Source organism: Pseudomonas sp. BLCC-B112, assembly GCF_028550695.1.
GTDB lineage: Bacteria > Pseudomonadota > Gammaproteobacteria > Pseudomonadales > Pseudomonadaceae > Aquipseudomonas > Aquipseudomonas danubii.
Window position 1 is genome coordinate 437,178 of record NZ_JAQQGK010000004.1, and the last position, 26,991, is coordinate 464,168.

General features: G+C 63.2%; 24 protein-coding genes. 12 read left to right on the forward strand and 12 right to left on the reverse strand.

The window, feature by feature from the left end:
- From efeB to PQT43_RS13235, 3 genes are all read left to right on the forward strand, one after another.
- A complete protein-coding gene (efeB, locus tag PQT43_RS13225; RefSeq protein ID WP_272754073.1) occupies nt 1-1,314 on the forward strand; it encodes an iron uptake transporter deferrochelatase/peroxidase subunit in 1,314 nt (437 codons plus the stop codon).
- Nucleotides 1,315-1,349: 35 nt separating this feature from the next.
- Complete coding sequence (efeO, locus tag PQT43_RS13230) at nt 1,350-2,174, forward strand: iron uptake system protein EfeO (protein ID WP_110595578.1); 825 nt, start codon at nt 1,350-1,352, stop codon at nt 2,172-2,174.
- A 235-nt stretch (nt 2,175-2,409) separates the two neighbouring features.
- Nucleotides 2,410-3,609, forward strand: a complete 1,200-nt coding sequence (locus PQT43_RS13235) for an MFS transporter (RefSeq protein WP_110595577.1) — start codon at nt 2,410-2,412, stop codon at nt 3,607-3,609.
- 106 nt (nt 3,610-3,715) lie between these two features.
- Here the strand turns inward: PQT43_RS13235 and pssA are convergent, their stop codons facing one another.
- Nucleotides 3,716-5,059, reverse strand: a complete 1,344-nt coding sequence (pssA, locus tag PQT43_RS13240; RefSeq protein ID WP_102865196.1) for a CDP-diacylglycerol--serine O-phosphatidyltransferase — start codon at nt 5,057-5,059, stop codon at nt 3,716-3,718.
- A gap of 235 nt (nt 5,060-5,294) precedes the next feature.
- Between pssA and PQT43_RS13245 the strand changes: the two genes are divergently transcribed.
- Complete coding sequence (locus PQT43_RS13245; RefSeq protein ID WP_272754074.1) at nt 5,295-5,858, forward strand: TetR/AcrR family transcriptional regulator; 564 nt, start codon at nt 5,295-5,297, stop codon at nt 5,856-5,858.
- 58 nt (nt 5,859-5,916) lie between these two features.
- Nucleotides 5,917-6,396: a nuclear transport factor 2 family protein gene (locus PQT43_RS13250; protein ID WP_016965720.1), complete on the forward strand. Its 480-nt coding sequence runs from the start codon at nt 5,917-5,919 to the stop codon at nt 6,394-6,396.
- 202 nt (nt 6,397-6,598) lie between these two features.
- Here the strand turns inward: PQT43_RS13250 and sfnG are convergent, their stop codons facing one another.
- The gene (gene sfnG, locus PQT43_RS13255; RefSeq protein WP_102865199.1) at nt 6,599-7,693 is read right to left on the reverse strand and encodes a dimethylsulfone monooxygenase SfnG; all 1,095 of its coding nucleotides are present in this window, start codon (nt 7,691-7,693) and stop codon (nt 6,599-6,601) included.
- 376 nt (nt 7,694-8,069) lie between these two features.
- Here sfnG and PQT43_RS13260 point away from each other — a divergent pair, with 376 nt between their 5' ends.
- Both PQT43_RS13260 and PQT43_RS13265 read left to right on the forward strand, forming a co-directional pair.
- Entirely contained in the window at nt 8,070-9,305 is a 1,236-nt protein-coding gene (locus tag PQT43_RS13260; protein WP_272754076.1) for an acyl-CoA dehydrogenase family protein, read from the forward strand.
- Between the two features lie 320 nt (nt 9,306-9,625).
- Nucleotides 9,626-10,405, forward strand: coding sequence for a TSUP family transporter (locus tag PQT43_RS13265; protein WP_011061548.1), 780 nt, complete (start codon nt 9,626-9,628; stop codon nt 10,403-10,405).
- Here the strand turns inward: PQT43_RS13265 and nudC are convergent.
- From nudC to PQT43_RS13285, 4 genes are all read right to left on the reverse strand, one after another.
- Complete coding sequence (nudC, locus tag PQT43_RS13270; protein ID WP_102865201.1) at nt 10,373-11,203, reverse strand: NAD(+) diphosphatase; 831 nt, start codon at nt 11,201-11,203, stop codon at nt 10,373-10,375. The two genes, PQT43_RS13265 and nudC, sit on opposite strands and share 33 nt — an antisense overlap.
- Nucleotides 11,204-11,209: 6 nt before the next feature.
- The gene (locus PQT43_RS13275; protein WP_272754078.1) at nt 11,210-12,022 is read right to left on the reverse strand and encodes a crotonase/enoyl-CoA hydratase family protein; all 813 of its coding nucleotides are present in this window, start codon (nt 12,020-12,022) and stop codon (nt 11,210-11,212) included.
- A 265-nt stretch (nt 12,023-12,287) separates the two neighbouring features.
- Nucleotides 12,288-13,592 (reverse strand): ATP-binding protein, encoded by a 1,305-nt coding sequence (locus tag PQT43_RS13280; RefSeq protein ID WP_102879609.1) that lies wholly within the window; start codon nt 13,590-13,592, stop codon nt 12,288-12,290.
- Nucleotides 13,593-13,596: 4 nt separating this feature from the next.
- Nucleotides 13,597-14,298 (reverse strand): response regulator transcription factor, encoded by a 702-nt coding sequence (locus tag PQT43_RS13285; RefSeq protein ID WP_102879610.1) that lies wholly within the window; start codon nt 14,296-14,298, stop codon nt 13,597-13,599.
- 202 nt (nt 14,299-14,500) lie between these two features.
- Here PQT43_RS13285 and PQT43_RS13290 point away from each other — a divergent pair, with 202 nt between their 5' ends.
- Entirely contained in the window at nt 14,501-15,655 is a 1,155-nt protein-coding gene (locus PQT43_RS13290; protein WP_272754079.1) for an efflux RND transporter periplasmic adaptor subunit, read from the forward strand.
- Nucleotides 15,656-15,665: 10 nt separating this feature from the next.
- Nucleotides 15,666-18,764, forward strand: coding sequence for an efflux RND transporter permease subunit (locus tag PQT43_RS13295; protein ID WP_272754080.1), 3,099 nt, complete (start codon nt 15,666-15,668; stop codon nt 18,762-18,764).
- Between the two features lie 72 nt (nt 18,765-18,836).
- On the opposite strand, the gene PQT43_RS13300 is transcribed toward PQT43_RS13295, so the two are convergent.
- Both PQT43_RS13300 and PQT43_RS13305 read right to left on the reverse strand, forming a co-directional pair.
- Nucleotides 18,837-18,962, reverse strand: a complete 126-nt coding sequence (locus PQT43_RS13300; RefSeq protein ID WP_016965043.1) for a hypothetical protein — start codon at nt 18,960-18,962, stop codon at nt 18,837-18,839.
- A gap of 58 nt (nt 18,963-19,020) precedes the next feature.
- Nucleotides 19,021-19,971, reverse strand: coding sequence for a LysR family transcriptional regulator (locus PQT43_RS13305; RefSeq protein WP_102879613.1), 951 nt, complete (start codon nt 19,969-19,971; stop codon nt 19,021-19,023).
- On the opposite strand from PQT43_RS13305, the gene PQT43_RS13310 reads away from it, so the two are divergent.
- The 3 genes from PQT43_RS13310 to PQT43_RS13320 are packed head-to-tail and all read left to right on the forward strand — an operon-like array spanning nt 19,965 to nt 22,426.
- Entirely contained in the window at nt 19,965-21,167 is a 1,203-nt protein-coding gene (locus tag PQT43_RS13310) for a TauD/TfdA family dioxygenase (RefSeq protein ID WP_249735879.1), read from the forward strand. The genes PQT43_RS13305 and PQT43_RS13310 overlap by 7 nt on opposite strands.
- Before the next feature lie 4 nt (nt 21,168-21,171).
- Complete coding sequence (locus PQT43_RS13315; protein ID WP_102865209.1) at nt 21,172-21,930, forward strand: sulfite exporter TauE/SafE family protein; 759 nt, start codon at nt 21,172-21,174, stop codon at nt 21,928-21,930.
- A gap of 16 nt (nt 21,931-21,946) precedes the next feature.
- Entirely contained in the window at nt 21,947-22,426 is a 480-nt protein-coding gene (locus tag PQT43_RS13320; RefSeq protein WP_080963096.1) for a YbaK/prolyl-tRNA synthetase associated domain-containing protein, read from the forward strand.
- 178 nt (nt 22,427-22,604) lie between these two features.
- Here the strand turns inward: PQT43_RS13320 and PQT43_RS13325 are convergent, their stop codons facing one another.
- From PQT43_RS13325 to PQT43_RS13340, 4 genes are all read right to left on the reverse strand, one after another.
- Entirely contained in the window at nt 22,605-22,784 is a 180-nt protein-coding gene (locus PQT43_RS13325; RefSeq protein WP_272754083.1) for a hypothetical protein, read from the reverse strand.
- A gap of 155 nt (nt 22,785-22,939) precedes the next feature.
- Nucleotides 22,940-24,115 (reverse strand): lactonase family protein, encoded by a 1,176-nt coding sequence (locus tag PQT43_RS13330; RefSeq protein WP_272754084.1) that lies wholly within the window; start codon nt 24,113-24,115, stop codon nt 22,940-22,942.
- On the reverse strand, nt 24,102-24,395 hold the full coding sequence (locus tag PQT43_RS13335) for a DUF5629 family protein (protein WP_102865212.1): 294 nt from the start codon (nt 24,393-24,395) through the stop codon (nt 24,102-24,104). The genes PQT43_RS13330 and PQT43_RS13335 overlap by 14 nt, the downstream gene beginning before the upstream one ends.
- Nucleotides 24,396-24,611: 216 nt before the next feature.
- Nucleotides 24,612-26,987 carry an efflux RND transporter permease subunit gene (locus tag PQT43_RS13340; RefSeq protein ID WP_110595573.1) on the reverse strand — a complete coding sequence of 792 codons (2,376 nt, stop codon included), beginning with the start codon at nt 26,985-26,987 and terminating at the stop codon, nt 24,612-24,614.
- Nucleotides 26,988-26,991: the final 4 nt, after the last annotated feature.

The window sequence follows — 26,991 nt, forward strand, 5'->3', positions numbered from 1 at the left end:
ATGAACGATTCCGATCCATCCAACCCATGCTTTTCCGCCCAGCGCCGGCGCGTGCTGCTGGGCATGGGTGCCGCCGGCATGGCCCTGGCCGGCAGCAGCCTGAGTGGCCCGGCCAGGGCCGCCGGCGCCGCAGCCCAGGTCACCCAGGCCCCCAGCAGCGACAGGACCCAGGACCGCCACGACTACCACGGCCAGCACCAGAGCGGCATCGTCACCCCGCGCCCGACCTCGGGCATGCTGGTGTCCTTCGATGTGCTGGCCAGCGACCGCGACGACCTGGAGCGACTGTTCCGTACCCTCGACGAACGCATCGCCTTTCTCATGAGCGGCGGGCCGGTGGCCCAGGTCGACCCGAAACTGCCGCCCCTGGATTCCGGCATCCTCGGCCCGGTAGTGACCCCGGACAACCTGACCATCACCGTGTCGGTGGGCGAATCGTTGTTCGACGAACGTTTTGGCCTGGCCGCCGCCAAACCCAAGCGCCTGATCCGCATGGTGGGTTTTCCCAACGATGCCCTGGAGCCGACCTGCTGCCATGGCGACCTGAGCCTGCAGTTCTGCTCCAACACCGCCGACACCAATATCCACGCCCTGCGCGACATCGTGAAAAACCTCCCCGACCTCTTGCTCGTGCGCTGGAAGCAGGAAGGCAGCGTGCCGCCCCAGGCGCCGGCCAAGCCCGGGGAGCCGGCGCAGAGCGCGCGCAACTTCCTGGGCTTTCGCGACGGCTCGGCCAACCCTGACTCCAACGACCAGCAAGCCATGCAGCAGATCGTCTGGGTCCAACCCGGCAGCGACGAACCGGCCTGGGCAACCCACGGCAGCTACCAGGCGGTACGGATCATTCGCAATTTTGTCGAACGCTGGGACCGCACCCCGCTGCAGGAACAGGAAAGCATCATCGGCCGGATCAAGACCACGGGCGCGCCCATGGATGGCCAGAAAGAAAGCCAGGTCCCCGACTACGCCCGGGACCCCCACGGCAAGCTGACCAAGCTCGATGCCCACATCCGCCTGGCCAACCCGCGCACCCCACAGAGCCAGCAGAACCTGATCCTGCGCCGGCCGTTCAACTACTCCAATGGGGTCAACAAGAACGGTCAACTGGACATGGGCCTGCTGTTCATCTGCTACCAGGCGGACCTGGAAAAAGGCTTTATCGCGGTCCAGACCCGCCTCAACGGCGAGCCTCTGGAGGAGTACCTCAAGCCTACCGGTGGCGGCTACTTCTTCAGCTTGCCGGGGGTCACCGGCGCCGGCGATTTCATCGGTCGCTCGTTGCTCGAAGCCACCCGACCGAACACCACCGCCTGACCCCCATGACACTTCAACCCCCACGGAAAAGTCCCATGAAAAAGTCGCCCCTCGCTGTGTTGCTGACCCTTGGCTTGCTCCACGCTCCGCTGTCGGCGTTCGCCGCCGCTGCGCCCCTGGAGCTGGTGGGGCCGATCTCCGATTACAAGATCTACGTCACCGAGCAGCTCGATGAACTGGCCAGCCACACCCAGCAATTCACCGATGCGGTGAAACAGGGCGACCTGGCCAGCGCCAGGAAGCTCTACGCACCGACTCGGGTCTACTACGAGTCGATCGAACCTATCGCCGAACTCTTCAGCGATCTCGATGCCGCCATCGACTCCCGGGTCGACGACCACGAGCAAGGCGTCAAGGCCGAAGACTTCACCGGCTTCCACCGCCTGGAATATTCGCTGTTCTCGGAAAACAGCACCGAAGGCTTGGGCGAGCTCGCCGACGGCCTGAACAAGGACGTCAAGGACCTGCAGACCCGCGTCGCCGGCCTGACCTTCCCACCGGAAAAGGTCGTGGGGGGTGCCGCCGCGCTGCTGGAGGAAGTGGCCGCGACCAAGATCTCCGGAGAAGAAGACCGCTACAGCCACACCGACCTCTACGACTTCCAGGGCAACATCGACGGCGCAAAGAAAATCGTCGACCTGTTCCGTGGGCAGATCGCGAAACAGGACCCGGCCTTTGTCGCCAAGGTGGACAAGAACTTCGCCACGGTGAACAAGATCCTCGCCAAGTACAAAACCCCGGACGGCGGCTTCATGACCTACGACAAGGTCAAGGAAAACGACCGCAAGGCCCTGATCGGTCCGGTCAACACCCTGGCCGAAGACCTCTCCACCCTGCGCGGCAAACTGGGCCTGAACTGAGCCCGCCCTCACCAAAGCCAGCTCATGCAGGAGTTGGCTGGTGCAGGAATTGGCTGGCCAGCCAAAGCGACGCCCAGAACAACACAGGCCCCAATTGCCTCTTCGTCCTGGTCGCCCGCTTCGCCGACAAGCCGGCGCCTGAAGGGTGCTGCCATCACCGACGCAGATAAGGCTGGGCGGTTGCCCGTTATCCCGATAACGTTCACGGCCCAACGGCTTTCATGGAAGACCCACTATGTCTCGCTCCACAGCAGCGGCCACGCCGCTGGCTGCCAAACCCTTCTCGCTGCTGCCGCTGATGGCCGCCTACATGGCCTGCACCATGTCGATGATGGCCTTCGTCTCGCTGATCGGCCCGATCTCCCGGGCCCTGCATCTGGAAACCTGGCATGCGGGCGCCGCCGTGACCGTTTCCGGGGTGATCTGGATGCTCCTGGCGCGCCCCTGGGGCCAGGCCAGTGACCGCTTCGGCCGGCGTCGGGTACTGCTGCTGGGCACGGCCGGCTTCACCCTCGCCTACTGGGCCCTGTGCCTGTTCATCGACCTGTCGCTGCAGTCGCTGCCCAGCGTCGCCATGGCCTTTCTCGGCCTGATGCTTGGCCGCGGGCTGATCGGCGCCTTTTATGCGGCGATCCCGGTGGGCGGCTTCGCCCTGATCGCCGATAACGTCGAACCCCAGCACCGCGCCCGCGCCATGGCCACCCTGGGCGCCGCCAACGCCGTGGGCTTGGTGGTGGGGCCTGCGGTGGCCGCCTTGCTGGCCCGCTACAGCCTCAGCCTGCCGTTCTACGCCATGGCGGTGCTGCCGCTGCTGGCATTTGTGGTGCTGCGCTACCAGTTGCCGCGCCAGGAACTGCACCTGGCCCATGCCCCGACGCGGGTGCGCCTGGGCGACCCACGGCTGCGCCGGCCCATGGTGGTGGCCTTTGTCGCCATGCTCTGTGTGTCGATTGCCCAGATCACCGTCAGCTTCTACGCCCTGGACCGTTTGCACATGAGCCCTGCCGATGCCGCCCAGACGGCCGGGGTGGCCCTGGCCATGGTCGGCGTGGCACTGATCTGCGCGCAGTTGGTGGTGCGCAAGCTGGAATGGCCGCCGCTGCGGATGATCCGCTACGGCGCCCTGCTGTCGGCGCTGGGCTATGCCGGCAGCATGCTGGTGGACAGTGCCTGGGGCCTGTGGCTGGCGTTCTTTGTCTCGGCGGCAGGCATGGGTGGGGTGTTTCCATCGTTCTCGGCCCTGGCGGCCAATGCCGTAGAGGCCTCGGAACAGGGCGCGACGGCTGGCAGCATCGGCGCGGCCCAGGGCCTGGGCGTGGTCATCGGCCCCATGGCCGGCAGCCTGATCTACGCCATCGAACCGCGCCTGCCCTACCTGCTCGCGGCGGTGTTGCTGGTACTGATCGCCATCTGGCCAACCCCCCGATCCCTGTAGCCGCTGCCGCAGGCTGCGAACGGCTCTGCAGGAAGCGTCGTTCTTCGGAGCGCTGAAGGTCCTACGGACCTTTGCGCAGCCTCGCAGGCTCGGCAGCGGCTACAGGCTACAGCATGCGGTAGAGCAGGCGTTCGATGCGCACTCGGCTGACTCGACGCAGGAACTTGCCCACCGCCTCGGGGTAGTCCACCAGGCTGTCCAGGTACTGGAAGTGCTCGATGCGCCGGGTATGGCGGTAGATCTCGGCCTGTTCGGCACGACGCGCCTCCAGCAACTCGCCCTTGGGATCGTCCAGCAACAGGGCGTTCTCCAGGTCCAGGCGGAAGGCCCGGGGATTGAGGTTGTTGCCGGTAAGCAAGGTGTAGCGCTCATCCACCCACAGGCCCTTGAGGTGGTAGGTGTTGTCGCCGTCACGCCACAGGTGCAGGTTGAGCAGGCCGCTGTCGATGACTTTCTGGTGGCGCTTGGCAAAGCGTCGCAGGCTGATCTCGTACAGGTAAGGCAGGGCCGCGATGACCTTGAACGGCTCGCTGGGCGGGATATAGAAGTCGTTGGCGGTCTTGTCGCCGACAATGATGTCGATCTTTACCCCGCGCTCCAGGGCCCGATTGATTTCCCGGGTCACCACCAAGGGCAGGTTGAAATACGGGGTGCAGATGGTCAGTTGCTGGCGGGCCCCGGCGATCAGTTCGCAGATGATCCGGTTCAGCGGGTTGCCCTTGCCGACGCCGAGCAACGGACTGACCGACAGCCCGCTCTTGTCCAGGCCACCAGCGGTGGTGTCGTAGGTGGCGTGCTTGAGGCGACTGCGCAGGTCGCCGATGTCGTTACGCAGACTGCGGGTGGTCGGCAGGTTCGGCAGGTCCAGGCGATGTACCGCCCGCGACGCCACCAGGCCGTGCTGCACCAGATGGTGCATGGAGTCGGCCAGGGCGCGGTTGTGCAGCAGGTGGTAACGGTCGAAGCGGTACTTGTCGAACTTGTGCAGGTACACGTTGTTCAGGCTGGCGCCGCTGTAGAGCACGCAATCGTCGATCACGAAGCCCTTGAGGTGCAGGACCCCGAACAGCTCCCGGGTCTGCACCGGCACGCCGTAGATCGGCACTTCGGTGGCATGGGTACGGGTCATTTCCTGATACCAGGCCGAGTTGCCCGGCTGCTTGCCGGCGCCGATCAGGCCGCGCTGGGCCCGCAGCCAGTCCACCACCACAAGCACCTCGAGTTCCGGGCGCGCGGCCTTGGCGGCATGCAGGGCATCGAGGATTTCCTGACCGGCCTCATCCTGCTGCAGGTACAGCGCGACGATATAGATGCGCCGCCGGGCCTGGGCAATTTGCTCCAGCAGAGTGCGACGAAATTGCGCAGCGCCAGTCAGAGTGGTGAAGGCTTCGGCAGCCAGGGGGAAGCTGCGCAGTTTGGGCAGCAAGGAACGTTTGAAAAGCGACGGCATAGGGCTCGCAGTGGCTCAAATCCAAAGAGCGCAAGAGCTTACACCATGGAACAGGCTGAGTCCCCTGTCAGCCCGTTCTGAAGTAACCGGCTTGCTGGCGCAAAGCATCTTGAGTCTTGCACTGCCCTGGAAATTACCTTGGCCGGCAAGCCAGCACCTGTGAGAAAGACCGCTGAATATAAAAGTTTGAATTACAGGATTGACCAAGGAGAACGATCGTTCTACTCTTTGCGCCATGAACGAAATCACTCCCTCTGAAACACGCGACATCATCCTCGACGTCACCGAGAAGCTGATCTACAAGAGCGGCATTGCCGCCACTGGCATGGATCTGTTGGTGAAGACCGCCGGGGTCTCGAGAAAGAGCGTCTATCGCTATTTCAGCAACAAGGACGAACTGGTGGTGGCCGCCCTGGAACGTCGCGACCAGCGCTGGATGCACTGGTACAGGACTGAAGTGGGCAAGGCCGAAGGCTCTGCACAGCGGCTGCTGGCGCTGTTCAGCGTACTCAGGGACTGGTTCGAGTCCGAAGGTTTCCGCGGCTGCGCCTTTATCAACACCAGCGGCGAGACCGGCGATCCCCAGGACCCGGTGCGCCAGGTGGCCAAACAACATAAACAGAAACTGCTCGATTACGTGACCGAGCTTTGCCAGGAACATGGCGTGCAACATCCAAAGGAACTGGCAGCGCAACTGCTGATCCTGATCGATGGCGCCATTACCGTTGCCCTTGTCATGGGCGATCACAGTGCTGCTGATAATGCGCAATGCATGGCGCGAAAGTTATTGGACCTCTGATTGTTTTAAACAAGAGCAACTGCTTTGTTTGAACAGCAACTTTTATTGGAGACAAGTCATGTCGTCTAACGCTCAAGTGCGCCCGCCCCTTCCACCTTTCACTCGCGAGTCGGCGATTGAAAAGATCCGTCTGGCCGAAGATGGCTGGAACTCCCGGGACCCGGAACGGGTATCCCTGGCGTATACCCTGGACACCCAATGGCGCAACCGCGCCGAGTTCGCCCACAACCGCGAAGAGGCCAAGGCCTTCCTTGCCCGCAAATGGGCCAAGGAACTGGATTACCGCCTGATCAAGGAACTCTGGGCCTTTACCGACAACCGCATCGCCGTGCGCTACGCCTATGAATGGCATGACGACTCGGGCAACTGGTTCCGCTCCTACGGCAACGAGAACTGGGAGTTCGACGAACAAGGGCTGATGGCCCGGCGTTTTGCCTGCGTCAACGACATGCCGATCAAGGCAACCGAGCGCAAATTCCACTGGCCCCTGGGCCGGCGCCCGGATGACCATCCAGGCCTCAGCGACCTGGGCCTGTAACCCACCCGCCCCCGTAGGAGCTGGCTTGCCAGCGAAAGCGTCCTCAAGCCTTGCACAAGACCCAGGGGCCCTTTCGCCGGCAAGCCGGCTCCTACAAGCAACCTCGCACAACACCTTCCCGTAGGAGCTGGCTTGCCAGCGAACGCGTCTTCGAGGGCGATGCAAGGCTTGCGGGCCTCTTCGCCGGCAAGCAACACGCCATTCAAGCTGCGGCTTCTTGCTCCTTGAGCAGGGCCTGGGCTTCCAGCTCCCGCACCAACGGCAGTACGCGCTGGCCGAAATACTCAACCTCCTCCTGAAAATGCAGGAAGCCCGCCAGGACCAGATCCACCCCCACCGCCTTCAAGGCGACAATCCGTTGGGCAATCTGCTGCGGGGTGCCGATCAGGTTGGTCTTGAAGCCGTCGTTGTATTGCACCAGGTCCTCGAAACTGGACTTGGCCCAGTTGCCCTCACCCTCCGGTGAGGCCTTGCCGGCCTGCTTCGCCGCATCGCCAAAGGCATTCACCGCCTCCGGATCGGCCTTGTCGATAATCTCCGCCAGCACCGCCCGGGCTTCTTCCTCGGTGTCCCGGGCGATCACAAAGGCATTCACCCCGACTTTCACCGAATGCTGGTTGGCGGCGGCCTTGGCACGAATATCGTCAACCTGGGCCTTGATCCCCTCCACGCTGTTGCCATTGGTGAAGTACCAGTCCGACACCCTCGCGGCCATGTCCCGGGCCGCCCGCGAACTGCCGCCCTGGAAGATTTCCGGTTGCCCCAGGGGCTTGGGTTTGAGGCTGTAATTGTCGAAGCGATAGAAGTCCCCCTTGAAGGTGAAGTGGTCCTGGCTCCAGATCCCGCGCAGGGAACGGATGAACTCCTCGGAACGGCGATAACGCTCATCGTGTTCGAGCCAGTGCTCGCCGATGGCCTGGAACTCGCCCTTGAACCAGCCGCTGACTATGTTCACCGCGATGCGGCCGTTGGTCAGTTGATCGATGGTCGCCAGTTGCTTGGCCGCCAGGGCCGGTTGCCAGGGCCCGGGCAGGATCGCCGCGATCACCTTGAGCTTGTCGGTTGCCGCCAACAGCGCATGGCTGAAGGCCACCGACTCATGCTGGTATTCGGCGCCGTAACCGGCGGTGAAGCGGATCTGCGTCAGGGCGTATTCAAAGCCCGCCGCTTCGGCGATCTGCGCCAGCTTGCGGTTGTAGTCGATGCCCCAGTGGGTGCGCTGTTCGATCTTGCTCACCACCAGCCCGCCACTGACGTTAGGCACCCAATACGCAAATTTGACGGCTTGCTGACTCATGGTTCGGTCCTCGGGACTGATTAAGGTGCAAGGACCAGAGCAGCAAGCGTGCCAGCGCCCGACAGCGCCGGCGCAAGCCTTGTTCCGGAGCCCGGGCAAGGCACAGCCACGCGGCGCAGGACCAGGCCCGCAGCGGCTTGCCAGGGTTGCAGGGGCGACTTCGTTGCCCCTGCAAGCGCCACTTGCAACAGCTGCGACAGGCCATCCAAAAAACCTGCAATCAACCGATTTGTTGATCAACTGTTGCCCGGACAACAGTTGCCGGATGCCCGTCCCCGCCCGCGCCCAGGCAAACCGGCACTGGGGATTCCGGCATGCTGTGTGCAATCAGCTTCGACACCTACTGTTTTTTACTGCCTGCCCCAGGAGCCACACCATGACCGAACATCAGGTAATCAATCCGCTGTCCGTAGGCGTCGACTACGAAGCCCTGGCCGAGCGCTTCCGGCCAATCTTCCAGAAGATCGCCGCCGGTGCCGTGGAGCGCGAGCACAGCCGCACCTTGCCTTATGAACCTATCCAATGGCTCAAGGAGGCCGGCTTCGGCGCGCTGCGGGTGCCGGTGGAATACGGTGGTGGCGGCGCCTCCCTGCCCCAGCTGTTTCAACTGCTGATCGAGCTGGCCGAGGCCGATGCCAATGTGCCCCAGGCCCTGCGCGGGCACTTCGCCTTTGCCGAGGATCGCCTCAATGCGCCCCCTGGCCCGGCCCGGGACCTGTGGTTCAAGCGTTTTGTCGAGGGCGATATCGTCGGCTGCGCCTGGACTGAAATCGGCGCGGTGGAGATTGGCCAGGTGATCACCAAGGTGACGCCGGACGGCGAAAAATGGCGCCTCAATGGCGAAAAGTTCTACAGCACCGGCAGCATTTTCTCCGACTGGATCGATGTCTACGCCCAGCGCAGCGATACCGGCGGCGATGTGATTGCCGCCGTAAGGACTCGCCAGAGCGGCATCCAGCAGAGCGATGACTGGGACGGTTTCGGCCAGCGCACCACCGGCAGTGGCACCTCGCGCTTTACCGACGCCGAAGTGGAGGCCGAGAACATCATCGACTTCGCCACCCGCCTCAAATACCAGACCGCCTTCTATCAACTGGTGCTGCTGGCGACCCTGACCGGGATCGGCCGTGCTGCACTGCGCGATGTGGCTCACGAAGTGCGGGTGCGCAAGCGCATCTACAGCCATGGCAACGCACCCCAGGTCAGCGCCGACGCCCAGGTGCAGCAGGTGGTGGGCGAGATTGCAGCCCTGGTGTATGCCGCCGAGGCGGCGACAGTACGGGCAGCAGCGCCGGCGCAACGAGCGTACCTGGCGCGCTTTGCCGGGGATCAGGTGAAGGAACGTGAAGCCAATGTGGCCGCGGAAATCGAATCGGCCACGGCCCAGGTGGTGGTGAGCGAACTGATCCAGCGCGCCACCAGCGAACTGTTCAATGCCCTGGGGGCTTCGGACATTCGACAGGGCAAGGCCCTGGATCGGCATTGGCGCAATGCGCGGACCGTGTCGTCCCATAACCCGGTGATCTACAAGGCACGGATTGTCGGTGACTGGCGTATCAACGGCAGCGAACCGCCTTTTGTCTGGCAGATCGGCAACGGCCCGCAACGCTGACCCTTCCCTGCACCGTCCGTAGGAGCTGGCTTGCCAGCGAAGGCCCCCTCCGGTCGTGCACAAGGCTCAAGGGCCCATTCGCCGGCAAGCCGGCTCCTACGCTTTCCGGGCCATGCGCCGTCCGTAGGAGCTGGCTTGCCAGTGAGGGCGTCCTCTGATCGTGCGCAAGACTCAGGGGCTCACTCGCCGGTAAGCCGGCGCCTGGGATAGGGGTATCAGACCAAGGTCGAGGCGGTCGCGCAGCGGGCGGGGTTGCAGGTAAGATGGCGATCTTTCGCGCAGCCCCCTTTGCGCTTCCCGCCGAACAATAAGCCGAATCCATGCCCTTCGAACTCAGCGTAGACCTGACCACCCTCGCCATTCTCGCCCTCGTAGCATTCATCGCCGGTTTCATCGACGCCATCGCTGGCGGCGGCGGGCTGCTCACCACGCCGGCCCTGCTGACGGCCGGGCTGCCGCCGCACTTGGTCCTGGGTACCAACAAGCTCAGTTCGACCTTCGGTTCCGCCACCGCCAGCTTCACCTTCTATCGCCGCAAGCTGTTCCACCCCCGCCAATGGACCCACGCCATTGTCGGCACCCTGGTGGGGGCGCTGACCGGGGCCATCGTCGCCCATTACCTGCCGGCCGAGTGGCTGAACAAGATGCTGCCGGTGATCGTCTTCGCCTGTGGCCTGTACCTGCTGTTCGGCGGCACCCCCAAGGCGCCGCTGGACAGCGACGCACCGATCAAGAAGAAGTGGCAATCGAGCCAGGGCTTCAGCCTGGGCTTCTATGACGGCGTGGCCGGGCCCGGCACCGGGGCGTTCTGGACCGTGAGCAGCCTGCTGCTCTACCCCATCGACCTGGTCAAGGCCAGCGGCGTGGCCCGCAGCATGAACTTCGTCAGCAACATCGCAGCGCTGTCGGTGTTCGTGTTCTCCGGGCAGGTGGACTGGATCATCGGCCTGTGCATGGGCCTGTCGGTGATGGTCGGTGCGTTCTTCGGCGCACGCACCGCCATCAGCGGTGGTGCCAAGTTCATTCGCCCGGTGTTCATCACCGTGGTCCTGGGGTTGACCGTGCGCCTAGCCTGGCAGCACTGGTTCAGCGTGGCCTAGACGGCGCGCCACATAGAGGTCGATCAGGTAGCGGGCAATCGAGCGCGAGGCCGGCAACGGCGGCAGCGCGTGCACGTTGAACCACTGGGCATCCTCGATCTCGTCTTCCTGGGGGATGATCTCGCCAGCGGCGTATTCGGCATGGAAGCCCAGCATCATCGAATGCGGGAACGGCCAGCACTGACTGCCCACGTACTGGATGTTCCTGACCTCGATGCTCACCTCCTCCCGCACCTCGCGGATCAGGCAATCCTCCGCCGACTCACCGGGCTCGGCAAAGCCGGCCAGGGTGCTGTAGACACCCGTAACGAAACGCGGAGAACGGGCCAGAAGAATCTCGTCGCCCCGGGTGATCAGCACGATCATGCTCGGTGAAATGCGCGGATAGGCCCGCAGATCGCAGGGCTCGCAATACATTGCCCGCTCCCCCGGCACTTGCCGCGTGGCCCGGCCGCAACTGCCGCAAAAGCGATGCTCCCGGGCCCAGGTGCCAATCTGCGCGGCATAGCCCAGGACCTTGTACAGGGTGTGATCGCCCTCCAGCATGAAGGCTCGCAGGCTTTTCCAGCGACAGCCCGGCACCTCGGCGCGGCCACTGAGTTCCAGCAGGTACACCGGCTCGCCATCGAGGTGGCCGATGCCGTGTTCCGCCAGCAGCGGCAGGTCCTGGCCCTTGAGCCAGTGCCGCGGGAACAGCGCGCCGTTGTCGTCATGGAGAAAGCCTTCCGGGCCGCGGGCCACGGCCCAGCCGCCAGGAAGGTCGGTGTCGAGTACTGCGGTGGTCCAGCGTGCAATCATCGTCAATCAATCCAGAAATTCGGGTTTCTGTTTGCTCATGTGGGCGGCAATGGCCACACGCAAGTCGTTGGACTGCAACATGGCGGCGTTCCAGGTGGCGACATATTCCAGGCCGTCATCGATCCGGTGGTCACGCATGTAGCTGAGCATTTCCTTGGTGCCGCTGACCGCGATCGGCGATTTGGCGGCAATCTCCCGGGCAATCTCCATGACCCCGTCCAGCAGGCTGGCGGCATCGCTGTAGGTGCGGTTGACCAGGCCGATGCTGCGCGCATCCTCGGCACCGAAGGTGCGCCCAGTGTAGGCCAGCTCGCGCAGCATGCCGTCGCCGATGATACGTGGCAAACGTTGCAATGTGCCGACATCCGCCGCCATGCCGATATCGATTTCCTTGATGGAGAACTGGGCATCGTCAGCGGCATAGCGCATGTCGCAAGCGCTGATCAGGTCGATGGCGCCCCCCAGGCAATAGCCCTGGATCGCCGCCAGCACGGGCTTGCGGCAGTTGTCCACGGCGGTGAAGGAGGATTGCAACTGGAGAATCTTGCGCCTTAGCAGACGGGCGTTGCGGCCCACGTCCTTGCCCAGTTCGTTGGCCACGCCAGCCAGCAGCATCAGGTCTATACCTGAGGAAAAATGCTTGCCGGCGCCACTGAGCACCACCACCCGCACCGCATCGGTGTCATCGATCCAGCGGAAGATCTCGACGATCTCGCTCCAGAACGCGGCGTTCATGGCATTGATCTTTTCCGGCCGATTGATCTGCACATGGGCGATGTTGTCAGCGAGTTCGACGCGAAAGGCTTGGTATTCGGACATGGCAGTGATCCTTTACTGGGCGGAAAATGAGGGCCGAACTATAGCAAGTGGTGGCGCCGCCCCGTAAGGCAGCGCATTGGCCAAAAACGGGACTGGCCGCAGGCTGGCGCGCGCCCTTGAAGGCACGCCGGTTTGTGTAGCCGCTGCCGCAGGCTGCGAACGGGCCCTGAGGGCACGCTGGAGCAGACGCCGCGTTGTTCCAGCTTTGCGCCGACTGCGTCGGCGATCGCAGGCTCGGCAGCGGCGACAAGGCCGTGGGAGCCGTTCAGCGGGTGGTCGGGGGCGGCAGGCTCAGGCGAAAACGCGCGCCCCCCAGGGGCGAGGCCTCCACGGTCAGGGTGCCGTCCTGGGCTTCCAGGGCCCGGCGGCTGATGGCCAGGCCCAGGCCGAATCCGCCGGTGGCGCGGTCGCGGCTACGGTCCAGGCGGTAGAAGGGTTCGAATACCCGCTCGCGCTCGTCGTCAGGAATGCCGATGCCGTCGTCGTCGACCCAGATTTCACACCCCTCGTCGCTGACCAGCACGCCCACCTGGATGCGTTTCTCACAGTAACGGGTGGCATTGCGCAGCAGGTTCTGCAGGGCCCGGGCAGTCAGCCGCGGGTCCAGGGTGAAACGCTCCAGGGTGCCGTGCAGCAGGACATCGATGACGATGTCCGATTCCAGTTCATCGTCAACGCTGCCGAGGATGCTGTCGATGAACTCGTCCAGCGACACCTCGACCTGCTCCGGCAGGCAGGCCGGATTCTGCAGGCGGCTGTAGGACAGCAGCTCCAGCACCAGTTCATCCAGTTCACGAATATGCGCCACCAGCCCTTGCAGACGCTCGCGGCTGGCGGCAGGCAGATCGTCGGAGAGCACCAGGGCCAGGCCGAAATCCAGCCGGGTCAAAGGCGTGCGCAACTCGTGGGACACCGCATTGAGCAAGTCCCGCTGCTGGTTCAGGAGTTGCTCGATGTCCCCGGCCATGGTGTCGAAGACATGGGCCAGGCTGCCGATGTTGGAGCTGCCGGGCAGTTGCGTGCGTTCACTCAAGTGGCCCTTGCCGAAGCGCTCGGCGGTGCGCTTCAAGCGCTCCAGATCGCGCCAGTGGGGCCTGACCCAAAGCAGCAGGCAGGCCAGCAGCACCGCGACGATCAGCACGTTGATGCTCCAGTACAGCAGGTTGACGTCCAGAGGGTCCGGCGGCACCACCAGCTTCACCGCCAGCTGGTCATCCAGCGGCGACACTGCCAGTGTGCGCCAGCCCCAGTCTCCCAGGCGCACGACCTTCTCGCCGCGTTCCAGGCGCTCACGTTCGTAAAGGCTGAAGTCCGCATCGTCGATACGCACAAGAGCCACCTGCAGCGGGTGGAACTCCTCGTCCATTTCCTCGGCCAGGGTCGGCCACTGGGACGCAGGCATGGCGCGAAACTGCTTGACGATCAAGCTCTGCAGCCCGCGGGACTGATCCAGGTTGTAGTCCAGGAAACGCTCGTGGAAGACCTTGATCACCAGGTCGGGGATCAGGTAGATCGCTGCGCTGAAGGCGACGATGGTGATCAGGTACAGCCGGATCAGGATGCGCAGCATGGACTCAGCATTCCCACTCGGAACGGCTGAACAGATAGCCCTTGCCCCAGACGGTCTTGATCTTGCGCGCCTCGCCGGCATGGTCGTCGAACTTGCGTCGCAACTTGGAGATGGCCACGTCCACCGAGCGATCGGTGCCGTTGAACTCGATGCCCCGCAGGCGCTGGAGGATCTGGTCGCGACTGAGCACTTCACCGGCGTGCCGGGCCAGCACCACCAGCAGGTTGTACTCACCGCTGGACAGTTCCACCAACTGCTCGCGCCAGGTCACGGTGCGCTCGGAGAGGTCGATGCACAGGTTGCCCATGAGGATCTGGTCGCTGGCGGTCTGCGGCTCACTCAGGCTGCTGCGGCGCAACAAGGTACGCACCCGTGCCAACAGCACTCGCGGTTCGCAAGGTTTTGTCACATAGTCGTCGGCGCCCATTTCCAGCCCCAGGACCTGATCATGGCTATCATCGCGCGCGGTCAGCATCAGGATCGGCAAAGTCGCCGAGTCGGCGCGCAACAAACGGCAGACCTGCAAACCGTCCAGCCCCGGCAACATCAGGTCGAGGATCACCAGGTCCGGCGGATTGCTCTTGGCCCGCTCCCGCACCTGATCGCCACGACTGATCACACTGACCTGATAGCCGTTGCGCTCCAGATAACTGGCAATCAGTTCCGAGAGGGCGGAGTCGTCTTCGACGAGAAGAATATTGGGCATGAGCTGAGGTCTTTATTGAAGAAATACAGAGTACCGGCGTTTCTTATAGAGCACCGGCTACAACCAGCGAGGCGCCAAGGATATACAACAGCGGCAGCCCGGGCGCGCCTGCTTCACACTTTTTCACACAGCACCTACACAGCTTCACAGCGGGCCTTGACTCATGCCCTTAGCATGCCGAGGTCATTATTGGGGTATCAGCATGTCGAATAAACTCTTCGCGCCACTCTGCCTGTTGGTTCTGGCAGGGGCGCTGAGCGCCTGCGGCCAAACCGAGAGCGAACAGACACCACCGACCGCCACGGTGCGGATCGAGACGATCCAGAGCCAGGCCCTGTCCATCACCAGCGAACTGAGCGGGCGCATCGCCGCACCGCGAATCGCCGAAGTCCGTGCCCGAGTGGCCGGGGTGGTGCTGCAACGGACCTTCCGCGAGGGTTCCGACGTCAAGCAGGGTGACGTGCTGTTCCGCATTGACCCGGCGCCCTTCCAGGCCGACCTGGACAGCGCCCGGGCCAACCTGCGCAAGGCCGAGGCCAGTGCCTTCCAGGCGCGCCTGCAGGAACAACGCTTTGCCAAGCTGATCGCCGACCAGGCCATCAGCGGCCAGGAATACGACAACGCCCGGGCGACCCGGCGCCAGGCCGATGCCGAAGTCGCGGCCAATCAGGCCGCAGTCAAACGTGCCAGGCTCAATCTGGACTTCGCCACTGTTACCGCGCCGATTTCCGGTCGCGTCGGCCGCGCCCTGGTGACCGAAGGCGCCCTGGTGGGCCAGAACGAAACCACGCCTCTGGCGCTGATCCAGCAACTGGACCCGATCCACGCCGACCTGACCCAATCCACCCGTGAGCTCAATGAACTGCGCCGGGCCTTGCGGGCCGGGCAGTTGCAACAGGTGGGCAAGGACCAGGCCAAGGCCACCCTGATCCAGGACGACGGCAGCCTCTATCCGTTGCCGGGCAAACTGCTGTTCGCCGACATCAGCGTCGACCCGAGCACCGGGCAGATCATCCTGCGTAGCGAGTTCCCCAACCCGGACCTCGATCTGTTGCCCGGCAGCTTCGTGCGCGTGCGCCTGGAGCAGGCCGTCAACCAGCAGGGCATCAGCGTGCCGCAACGGGCCATCCAGCGTGACAGCGCCGGCGTCGCCCAGGTGTTGCTGGTGAATGCCGAAAACCGTGTGGTGCAACACCCGGTGCAACTGGGCGGGGTACAGAAAGACCGCTGGATCGTCACCGAAGGGCTCAAGCCCGGTGACCGCATCATTGTCGAAGGCTTGCAGCACGCCCGTCCCGGCGAGCTGGTGCAGATCGACGACACGCCCCTTCCGCTCGCTCAGAATCCTGGCCAGTAGGTAGTACGACATGCCGCAATTCTTTATTGACCGCCCGGTATTCGCCTGGGTGGTCGCCTTCTTCATCCTGTTGGGTGGCGCCCTGGCGATTCCCCAACTGCCGGTGGCGCAGTACCCCACCGTGGCACCGCCGCAGATCGAGATCTACGCGGCCTATCCGGGTGCCTCGGCGCAGACCCTGGACGAGTCGGTGGTCAGCCTGATCGAGCAGGAGCTCAACGGTGCCGACCACCTGCTGTACTTCTCCTCCCAGAGCAGCCTGGGCAGCGCCACCATCACTGCCACCTTCCAGCCCGGCACCAACCCGGAGCTGGCCCAGGTGGACGTGCAGAACCGCCTCAAGGCGGTGGAGCCGCGCCTGCCCCAGGCCGTGACCCAGCAAGGCCTGCAGGTGGAGAAAGTCTCCGCCGGCTTCCTGTTGCTGATCACCCTGACCTCCAATGACGGGCGCCTCAACGATGTGGCCCTCAGCGACTACCTGGCGCGCAACGTGATGAACGAGATCCGCCGCGTGGACGGGGTTGGCAAGGCCCAGCTGTACGGCGCCGAGCGAGCCATGCGCATCTGGCTCGACCCGCAGAAGCTGATCGGTTTCAACCTGACCCCGGCGGACGTCAATGCCGCCATCAGCGCGCAAAACGCCCAGGTGCCGGCAGGCAGCATCGGCGATCTGCCCAACCCGTCGAGCCAGGAAATCACCGCCACCATCCTGGTCAAGGGCCAGCTGAGCACGCCGGAAGAGTTCGCCGACATTGTCCTGCGGGCCAATCCCGACGGCTCCACGGTGCGCATCGGCGATGTGGCGCGGGTGGAAGTCGGCAGCCAGGAATACCAGTTCGGCACACGCCTGAACGGCAAGCCCTCCACCGCTGTTGGCGTGCAGCTGTCCCCCGGGGCCAACGCGCTGAATACCGCGACCCTGATCCGCGCCAAGATGGACGAACTGTCGCGCTACTTCCCCACCGGCGTGGAATACAAGATCCCCTATGACACCTCACCCTTCGTCAAGGTCTCGATCACCAAAGTGATCTACACCCTGATGGAAGCCATGGCCCTGGTGTTCCTGGTGATGTTCCTGTTCCTGCAGAACATCCGCTACACCCTGATCCCGACCCTGGTGGTGCCGGTGGCGCTGATGGGCACCTTCGCCACCATGCTGGCCCTGGGGTTCTCCATCAACGTGCTGACCATGTTCGGCATGGTGCTGGCCATCGGCATCCTAGTGGACGATGCCATCGTGGTGGTGGAGAACGTCGAGCGGATCATGGCCACCGAGGGCCTGTCGCCCAAGGAGGCCACGCGCAAGGCCATGAAGCAGATCACCGGGGCCATCATCGGCATCACCCTGGTGCTGGTCGCCGTGTTCATTCCCATGGCCTTCATGCCGGGTTCGGTGGGGGTGATCTACCAGCAGTTCTCCCTGTCCATGGCCACCTCGATCCTGTTCTCGGCCTTCCTCGCCCTGACCCTGACCCCGGCCCTGTGCGCCACCCTGCTCAAGCCCATTGCCAAGGGCGAACACCATGAACGCAGCGGTTTCTTCGGCTGGTTCAACCGGCGTTTCGAAAGCCTGAGCAACCGCTACGAGGGCGGCGTGAGCTATGCCCTCAAGCGCACCGGTCGCTACTTGCTGATCTACGTCGCGCTGCTGGCGATCATGGCGCTGCTGTTCAGCCGCCTGCCCTCCTCGTTCCTCCCGGTGGAAGACCAGGGCTACACCATCACCGACATCCAGCTGCCGCCCGGGGCCAGCCAGAACCGCACGATCAAGGTGGTGGAACAGATCGAGGCGCATAACGCCGGCGAACCGGGGGTGGGCGACAGCACCATCATCCTCGGCTTCAGCTTCTCCGGGAGCGGACAGAACGCGGCCCTGGCCTTCACCACCCTCAAGGACTGGTCGCAACGGGGCAGCGACGACTCGGCCATGGCCATTGCCGACCGCGCCAACGGTGCCCTGAGTGCGATCAAGGACGCCGTGGTGTACGCCGTACTGCCGCCGCCGATCGACGGCCTGGGCACCTCCAGTGGCTTCGAATTCCGTCTGCAGGACCGTGGCGGCGTCGGCCACGCCGCGCTGATGCAGGCCCGGACCGAGCTGCTGGCTGCCACGGAAAAGAGCCCGATCCTGGCCAACGTCCGCGAGAGCGCCCTGGCCGAAGCGCCCCAGGTGCAACTGGAAGTCGACCGCAAGCAGGCCAACGCCCTGGGCGTGTCCTTCGCCGATATCGGCAACCTGCTGTCCACGGCCCTGGGCTCGGCCTATATCAACGACTTCCCCAACCAGGGACGCATGCAGCGGGTGGTGGTCCAGGCCGAAGGCGATCAACGCAGCCAGGTCGAGGACCTGCTGCGGATGAACGTGCGCAATAGTGCCGGCAAGATGGTGCCGCTGTCTGCGTTCGTCCGCGCCACCTGGACCCTGGGGCCGGCCCAGCTGACCCGCTACAACGGCTACCCGGCGATTGCCATTTCCGGCGAACCGGCTCCGGGCCACAGCACCGGTGAAGCCATGCAGGAAGTCGAGCGACTGGTGAACCAGTTGCCCGCCGGCCTGGGCCTGGAGTGGACCGGTCTGTCGCTGCAGGAACGCCTCTCGGGCAGTCAGGCGCCGCTGTTGCTGGGCCTGTCGCTGCTGATCGTGTTCCTGTGCCTGGCGGCGCTCTACGAGAGCTGGTCGATTCCGACCTCGGTGCTGCTGGTGGTGCCCCTGGGGGTGCTGGGTGCGGTGCTGGCGGTGAGCTTGCGCGGGATGCCCAACGACGTGTTCTTCAAGGTCGGCCTGATCACCATCATCGGCCTGTCGGCGAAGAACGCAATCCTGATCATCGAGTTCGCCAAGAGCCTGTACGACGAAGGCCACGACCTGATCGACGCCACGGTGCAGGCAGCACGCCTGCGTCTGCGGCCGATCGTCATGACGTCCCTGGCCTTCATCCTCGGCGTGGTGCCCCTGGCCATTGCCACCGGCGCCAGTTCCGCCAGCCAGCAGGCCATCGGCACCGGGGTGATCGGCGGCATGATCACCGCGACCCTGGCGGTGATCTTCGTCCCGGTGTTCTTCGTGGTGGTCATGAAACTGGTAAAACGCGGTTCGTCCAAGGACTGAACCCAGACAAACGGGTCCCGATTCCGGGACCCGTTCCTTCCTTGATTGCCACGCTCAATCCAACCTCGAACGTCAGTCCTGCAACAGGCTGGTCAAACGCTCGCGAGAGGTCTCTGGCTCGCCTTCGACAGGCTGGGCAGAAGACAGGATGGGGGTGGAATAGAGCAACAGCAGAACCACAGCCAGACGCGTCAGCATGCTTTCGATCCTTGCTCGGGAAAGAGTCAATAATTCAGCGTCAAATTTAAACACATGGCTATGTGCCACTGCCAAGCATAATTTGTGCTGAGCCGCGTTTACATTCGAGGCTTTCACCTAAGTCGCGGATCATCTCCAGCAATGCCTTCACCCGCAGCGGCAAATTTCCGGCCGGGTACACCGCGTGCATCTGTGGGCTCTCACCGCTGCTGGAGGTGAGCTTGTACTCAGGACAAACCCGGAGCAGGCGCCCCGCTGCCACTTCGGGCTCCGCCATCCAATCCGCCAAGCGGGCGATCCCGACGCCCGCCAGGGCCGCCTGGAATACCGCCAGACCGGAGCTGAAACGAAATTTGGGGTGAACCCGAAAGCTGATGGCCTGCTCCTCACTGCGAAAATTCCACTCCTTGAGAATCCGTGGCGCCGTATGCAGGATCAGCGAATGCGACTCCAGTGCCTCGATGGAGTCGGGCATGCCGTTGCGCTCCAGGTAGCCGGGGCTGGCGTACAGATAACGTGAGTAACTCCAGAGCGCAAAGCCGATCAAGTCGCTGGATTGTGGAAACGCGCCGCGAATCGAGAAGTCCAGCTTGCTCTTGGCCGGGTCGATGATCTCATCGGTGAAAATCACATCGACATTAACGTCTGGATAACGCTCGCAGTACTGCGCGATCAACCGGGGCAATACCCCTTGTCCGAGAAACTCGGGGGCGGAAAAACGGATCCAGCCGGAGGCCAGGCCGCTGAGACCGGACAGGTCTTCATCGACCTCACGTTGCAGGTCGAGCATTTTGTACGCGTGGGGCAATAAGCATTCACCCGCTTCGGTCAAGCTCACGGCATTGGAGGAGCGATTGAACAACTTGAGCCCCACACTTTCCTCCAGGGCTTGAACGGCACGGGTCAGTGCGCTGGGGGAGCGCCCCAGCGTCCGTGCCGCGGCGACGAAGCTGCGCTTGCGAGCCACGGTCGCGAAGGCTTCAAGTTCCCCCAACATATTCAATGCCACTGTCCACCTCATTGCATTTTTCACAACGCGGCATTGCAACACAAAAAAAGGCCCTTCCGTTAACCTTCCCGCTCAACCCACAAGGATGGGGCAAACAGGAGCGCAAGGACGTGTCAAAGCTGGATGAAGTAATCGGGAAAGCCGCAGCTTGTGTTGATGAAGTCACTCATGAATGGCTGGAAAAAAAATCAGTGACTTCGACCCGACGGGAGATACCGCAAATTCATCTGTCGCTCGAAGAACAACGCACACTTCAGGCCGGTCTGGCAGCGCTGGACGTGACCGATAGCGCCTCGGGTATCCGCCACATGCCGGCCCTGGGGCGGCTGCTGGAAAGTGCCCTGTGCCCGGAGAAAATCCAGCAGCTACGCAATTTTCCACAGGCCCGTGACGTGGCGATGATCGTCAGGGGGCTGCCGCTGGACCCGCAACTGCCGGCCACGCCCTATGACCTGGAGCCGGGTATCGAGAACGTGTCGACGCTGGCCGGGGCTATCTTGTCCGTGCTGCAAACTCTGCAAACCCGTCCACTGGCCTACGAGGGTGAAAGCAACGACACCGTGTTCCGTCACGTATCGCCCAAGCACAAGCGAGAGACCGAAAAGAGCTCCTATGGCTCGCGCGCGGACCTGGGCATGCACGTCGACAACCCTCACCTGCCTTTGACCTGCGAACCCGTCTCGCAGTTGTCGGCCTGTCCGGAGTACCTGTCCCTGACCGGCCTGCGCTGCGAGCTCGATGTGCCGACGCGCATCGTCGCCATTGACGAGGTGCTGGCCATTCTGCCGGCCTGTGTCGAAGAGGAATTGTTACGACCGAACTTCACCGTTCGCCGACCGGCCTCCTTCGGCAAACAGGGGAATGTGCTGGAAAACGTCCCCTTGCTGTACAGAAGCGCAACCGGTGACCTGTATTGCCGCTACAACAAAGCGAGTGTCGAAGCGACCTGCGCCAATGCGCAGTTTGCCCTCCAACTGTTCGCCGCCGCCGCCGATCATCCCGATGTCGTGCACCACATACTGCTGCAACCAGGGGACATGCTGATCTTCAAGAACCAGCAAACCCTGCATGCCCGGGATGGTTTTACACCCCGCTACGACGGCCGTGATCGCTGGATGTTGCGGGTCTTCGGGGTCAATGATCCGGCACGCGTGGTGCCGCTGGCCCCTCATCAACCCTACATAGGCAGAGCCTGATTTCATGGTCGATATTGTCATCCTTTGCGTGTTCGCCTTCGCCGCCGGCCTGATCGATGCGGCGGTGGGCGGCGGCGGACTGATCCAGATTCCTGCGCTATTCAACGTGCTCCCCACCGCTCAGCCGGCGGCGCTGCTGGGTACCAACAAGGTCGCGGCCGCCTGCGGCACCGCATTCGCGGCCCGCTCCTTCGTACGCAAGGTGGTGATCAACTGGGGGCTTGTGATCCCCGCCGCCTGCGCGGCCTTTGTCATGGCCTTCTTCGGCGCCGCCACGGTGTCGTTCGTACCTCAGTCGATGATCCGGCCGGCGGTGCTGGTGTTGATTGTACTGATGGCGATCTACACCTTCTGGAAGAAAGATTTCGGCGCCCTGCACAAACCCATGCGCATCGGCACCAAGGAAAAACTGCTGGCGATTGTCATCGGCGGCGCCATCGGTTTCTACGATGGCCTGTTCGGTCCCGGCACTGGCAGCTTCCTGATCTTCCTGTTCATCCGCTGCTTCGCCTTCGACTTTCTGCATGCCTCGGCATCGGCCAAGCTGGTGAACATCGCGACCAACGTAGCGGCACTCATGTTCTTCATCCCAACGGGCAACGTGCTCTACCTGATCGCAATTCCCATGGCGGCATTCAACATCCTGGGCGCGCTCACTGGCACCTGGCTGGCCGTTCATAAGGGCGTGCCCTTTGTCCGGGCTCTATTCCTGGTGTTGCTGGTGATTCTGATCAGCAAACTGTCCTACGACATGCTCCTGTAAACCAGAGGAAAACTACATGCATCCGATGTTCGATCGCCTCGTGGCACTGCTCGATGCCCGCTCAGCCTCCTACCGGGTGTTGATGCACGATGCCGAGGGCCAGTCGGCGCGCGTCGCCGAAATCCGTGGCACCGAGCCCGGCCAAGGCGCGAAGGCCATGCTTTGCTCCCTCAAGGGGCAGCCCGGACCCTATGCCCTGGTGATACTGCCGGGCGACCAGAAGCTGGACATGAAGAAAGTCGGAGCGGCCCTGGGCGGGAAAAAAGCCGAGCTGGTGAAGGCCGAAACCGCCATGGAACTGACCGGGTGCCGGATCGGCGCCATCCCTCCTTTTGTTTTCGATGAGCGCATTCAATTGATCGTCGATCCGGCCTTGACCACAGGCTACGCAGAAATAGCCTTCAACGCGGGGCGGCTGGATGCGTCGATGGTGCTCGATACGCAGGATTATCTGGCGATTGCCATGCCTCGATTGCTTGACATCAGCCAGGCCTGAGCAAACCTTCCCCTTGCGCCCTCCCCTATGACATGAAGCAGAGCTTGTCGATCGCAAGGTCGGCAAGCCATGCCGGCTTGGGCGCAAATCGTGTGAGGAACTCAGTGGCTACGGGGCAACGTGGATATCGCGCTGGACATGCCAGGTGGCTAGCCAGCACAGGCGTAACGCTAGCCGATCAGCCGTGGCTCTTGTGATCCAGGGCGGCGTAGAAGTTGGCGCTTTGTTGCAGGTACTTCTGGGTGTAGGTGTTGGTGGAGGATGTCTTGCGGCTGATTTCCACGTTGGCGCTGGCTGGCAGGGCCACGCTGGCGGAAATGGCGGAGGCTGCGATCACGGAGAAGAGATTGAAGCTCATCGGTATAACCCTCGGATTCAGTTGGCTTGCTCGCCCGTGTGGGCTGTTGAGCAAACTTACTCCCGAGGGTTGGCGGGAAAAAATGCTTTGCGGCAGTAGCTATTATCAGCGTGATTGATAGAAGCAGTCAGGCCCCGGATACCGGGGCCTGCGGTCTATTGACGCACCAGGAACTTCATGTCGCTGGGGGCTTCGAAGGGCAGTTTCTGCACCGTCTTGCCGAGGAAACCAGTCTTGGCGTCACGTTCGATCACCACGATTTCATTGCTTTTCTGGTTGCCGATCAGCACGTAGCGGTTGCTCGGATCGAGGCTGAACTCCCGCGGGTGATCGCCTTCCACGGAACGGCGCTGGATCTCCTTGAGCTGGCCGTTGCTCGGGTCGATGGCGAACACCAGCAACTGGTTGGCCGTGCCACGGTTGCTGACATACAGGTACTGGCCGTCCTTGGAGGCATGCAGGGCCGCCGCGGCCTTTTTCTCCTTGGAGCCATTGGCCGCCAGATCCAGCAACTGACGCTGGGTCAGCTTGCCGTCCTGATAGTCAAAGACCGCCACCTGGGCGCTCATCTCCAGGGTCAGGTAGGCACGCTTGCCATCGGCACTGAACAGCAAGTGGCGCGGACCGCTGCCTGGGGGCAGCTGGACAAAGGCCGGTTCGGCGGGCGTCAGCGGGTGTTCCGGATTGGCCTTGGGGTCGTAGCGGTAGACAAAGATCTTGTCTGCCCCCAGGTCGTTGGCGAACACGAACTGGCCGTCCGGGGACGACACCGACGAATGCACGTGGGCCGACTGCTGGCGCTCGGGATCGACCCGGCTGCCCGGATGGCTGGTGAGCTGCACCACCGGCGACAGATGGCCGTCGGCGCTGACCGGCACCACCGCCAGGCTGCCACCCGGGTCCACGTCCACCGAATAGTTGCTGACGAACAGGTAGTTGCCGTCGGCGCTCAGGCTGGAATGAGTGGGCTCGTTGCCCTGGCTCTGCACCTGGTTGATCAGGTTCAGTTGATGGGTCTTGGGCGCCAGGCTGTAGCTGCTGACACGACCGATGGGGTCAACCTGCCCCGGGCTGTTTTCATTCACCACAAAGACGAATTTCTGGTCCTTGGAGAGGGTCAGCCAGGACGGGTTGGAGCTCTTCACCACTTGCAACGGTTTGGCATCGATCCGCCCGGTCCCCTCGTTGAAACGCAGGCGATACAGGCCCTGGCTCTGCCCTTGGGTGTAGGAACCCACCAGCAGTTCCTGGGTCTCTGCCGGCGCGGCCTGGACCGCCATGGCACCGACACTGCCGGCCATCAACAGCGGCCAGAAATTACGCATCTTCATGCTCACTCTCCTCTTCGTCGCGGGCACTGAACGCGCTCATGCACACCAGGCGGTGCTCGCCGGAATCAGCGACCAGGGTCCAGCTCTGCAGCGCCTGATCAAAAGTCGCGGCCTGCACCTGGGCCAGGGTAAAGCTCCAGCGCTTGGCGGCACGGCCATCCATGCACTCGATCAGCAGGCGCTGCTCGTCGAGGGTGAAATCGAAGGCGTGCAGGCCGTCGATTTCCAGCATGTCGCAGGCTTCAAGGGCGGTGAGCAAGGTGTCGGTAGCAGCGGTCATAGCAATCAATCATCAATTGGAAAGGCGCAATCATAGCTGATCGGCGCCCAAGGATCGGGCCCGTATTGCGTCCAGTCATCACTCGCCGCCGGTGCGGCCTGCGGGCACTGTCGAAGGGGTCTGGCATTGCCCTGCGGCGCCAGCCTGTTCATGCCCTGGGAGCAGGCATGAAAAAGCCGCGCCCGAGGGCGCGGCTGAGTGTTCAAAACGCCTGGATCAGTGAGCGAACAGCGAGTTGCCCTTCTGCCCCGCCAGCTTCTCCGGCTTGATCAGGAACCGCGCCAGGGCCGGCAGCAGCCACAGGGCACCGAACATGTTCCACAGCAGCATGAAGGTCAGCATCAGGCCCATGTCGGCCTGGAACTTGATCGCCGAGAAGATCCAGGTGCACACGCCGATGGCCAGGCACAGGCCGGTGAACAGCACCGCCTTGCCGGTGGAACGCAGGGTCTGGTAGTAAGCCTCCTGCAACGGCAGTCCGGCACGCAGGAAGCTTTCCAGACGGCTGTAGATATAGATGCCGTAGTCGACCCCGATGCCCACCCCCAGCGCCACCACCGGCAAGGTCGCGACCTTGACGCCGATGCCCATGAAGGCCATCAACGCGTTGCCCAGCACCGAGGTCAGCACCAGCGGCAGGACGATGCACAGGGTCGCCGCCCAGGAGCGGAAGGTGATCATGCACATGCCGGCCACACAGATGTACACCAGGATCAGGATGGTCAGCTCGGACTCCTTGATCACTTCGTTGGTGGCCGCCTCGATCCCGGCGTTGCCGGCGGCGAGGATGAACTCCAGGCCATCCTTGTTGTGCTGCGCGGCGAATTCCTGCACCGCATGCACCGCGCGGTCCAGGGTCGCGGCCTTGTGGTCATTGAGGAACACCAGCACCGGCGCCAGGGAGCAGTTGTTGTTGTACAGGCCATCGGCCCGGGCAATGGAGTTGTTGAGCACATCGGGGTTGCGCGACAGGGTTTCCCATTTCAGGTTGCCCTCGTTCATGCCCTTGATCATCTGCTTGGACACAGTCACCAGGGAGATCGCCGACTGCACGCCCTCGGTGTTCTGCATCTTCCACATCAGCTCGTCGATGGGGGCCATGGCTTCATAGCGCGAGCAACCTTCGGACGCGGTCTTGACCATCACCACCAAAACGTCGGAGCTGGTGGAGTAGTTGCTGATGATGAAGTTGTTGTCCTTGTTGTAGCGCGAGTCGGGACGCAGCTCCGGCGCGCCCTGGTCGAGGTCGCCGATCTTCAGGTTCTGGCTGTACCAGAGGCCGCCGCCAAAGGCCACCAGGGCCAGGGCGATGGAGATCGGTGCCACTTTGGGGCTGGCAAAATTCGACAGCAGGCGCCAGAACGGATGCTCGCGGGAGGCATCCTTCTTGCTGCGTTCGATGGCGCGCTTGCTGATGCCGACGTAGGAAATCGCCACTGGCAGCAGGATCAGGTTGGTGAACACGATCACCGCCACACCGATGGAGGCACCGATGGCCAGCTCGCGGATCACCCCGATGTCGATGATCAGCAAGGTGATGAAGCCCACGGCGTCGGCGAGAATGGCGATCATCCCCGGCAGGAACAGTTGGCGGAAGGTCCGCCGCGCCGCGGTCAGGGCGTTGTCGGCGTCACTGGACTGCAGGGCGATGCCGTTGATCTTCTGCACCCCGTGGGAGATGCCGATGGCGAAGATCAGGAACGGCACCAGCATCGAATACGGGTCCAGGCCAAAGCCGAAGGCATGCATCAGGCCCAGCTGCCAGACCACCGCCACCAGGGTGGTGATCAGCACCGCGATGGTGCTGCGGATGCACCAGGTGAACCAGTACAGCAGCACCAGGGTGATGATGAAGGCCACGCCGAAGAACATCACCACCATGATCAGGCCATCGATCAGGTCGCCGACCTTCTTGGCGAAGCCGACAATGTGGATCTTCACATTGGGGTTCTGCGCTTCGAACTTGTCGCGGATCTTTTCTTCCAGCTGGTGGGAGAACTTCTGGTAGTCCAGGGCCAGCAGCTTGCCCTGGTCCTGAGGGTCCGGGTAGGACTCCAGCAACGGGATGTCGACGATGCTGGATTTGAAATCGTTGGCCACCAGGCGCCCGACCTGGCCGGACTTGAGGACGTTGTTGCGCAACTGGTCGAGGCTTTCGGGCGAGCCGTTATAGCTCTGGGGAATCACCTCGCCACCGGCGAAACCTTCTTCGGTCACCTCGGTCCAGCGCACGCTCGGGCTCCACAGCGACTTGAGCCCGGAGCGATCGACGCCAGAGATGTAGAACACCTCGTCGTTGATCTGCCGCAGGGTCTCCATGTACTCCTGGGTGAAGATGTCGCCGTCGCGGGCCGCCACCGAGATACGCACGGTGTTGCCCAGGTTGGCCAGGTCATTGCGGTGCTCCATCATCCGCTCGATGAACGGGTGCTTGAGCGGGATCATCTTTTCGAAACTGGTGGAAGGCCGAATCAGGGTCGCCTGCCAGAACAGAAAAGCACTGACCAAGAGGCAAATGAAGATCACTGCCGGGCGGTTGTTGAAAATCAGGCGTTCGAGAAAGTTCGCCTTGTCCTGGTGATGACTGCTCATGGAA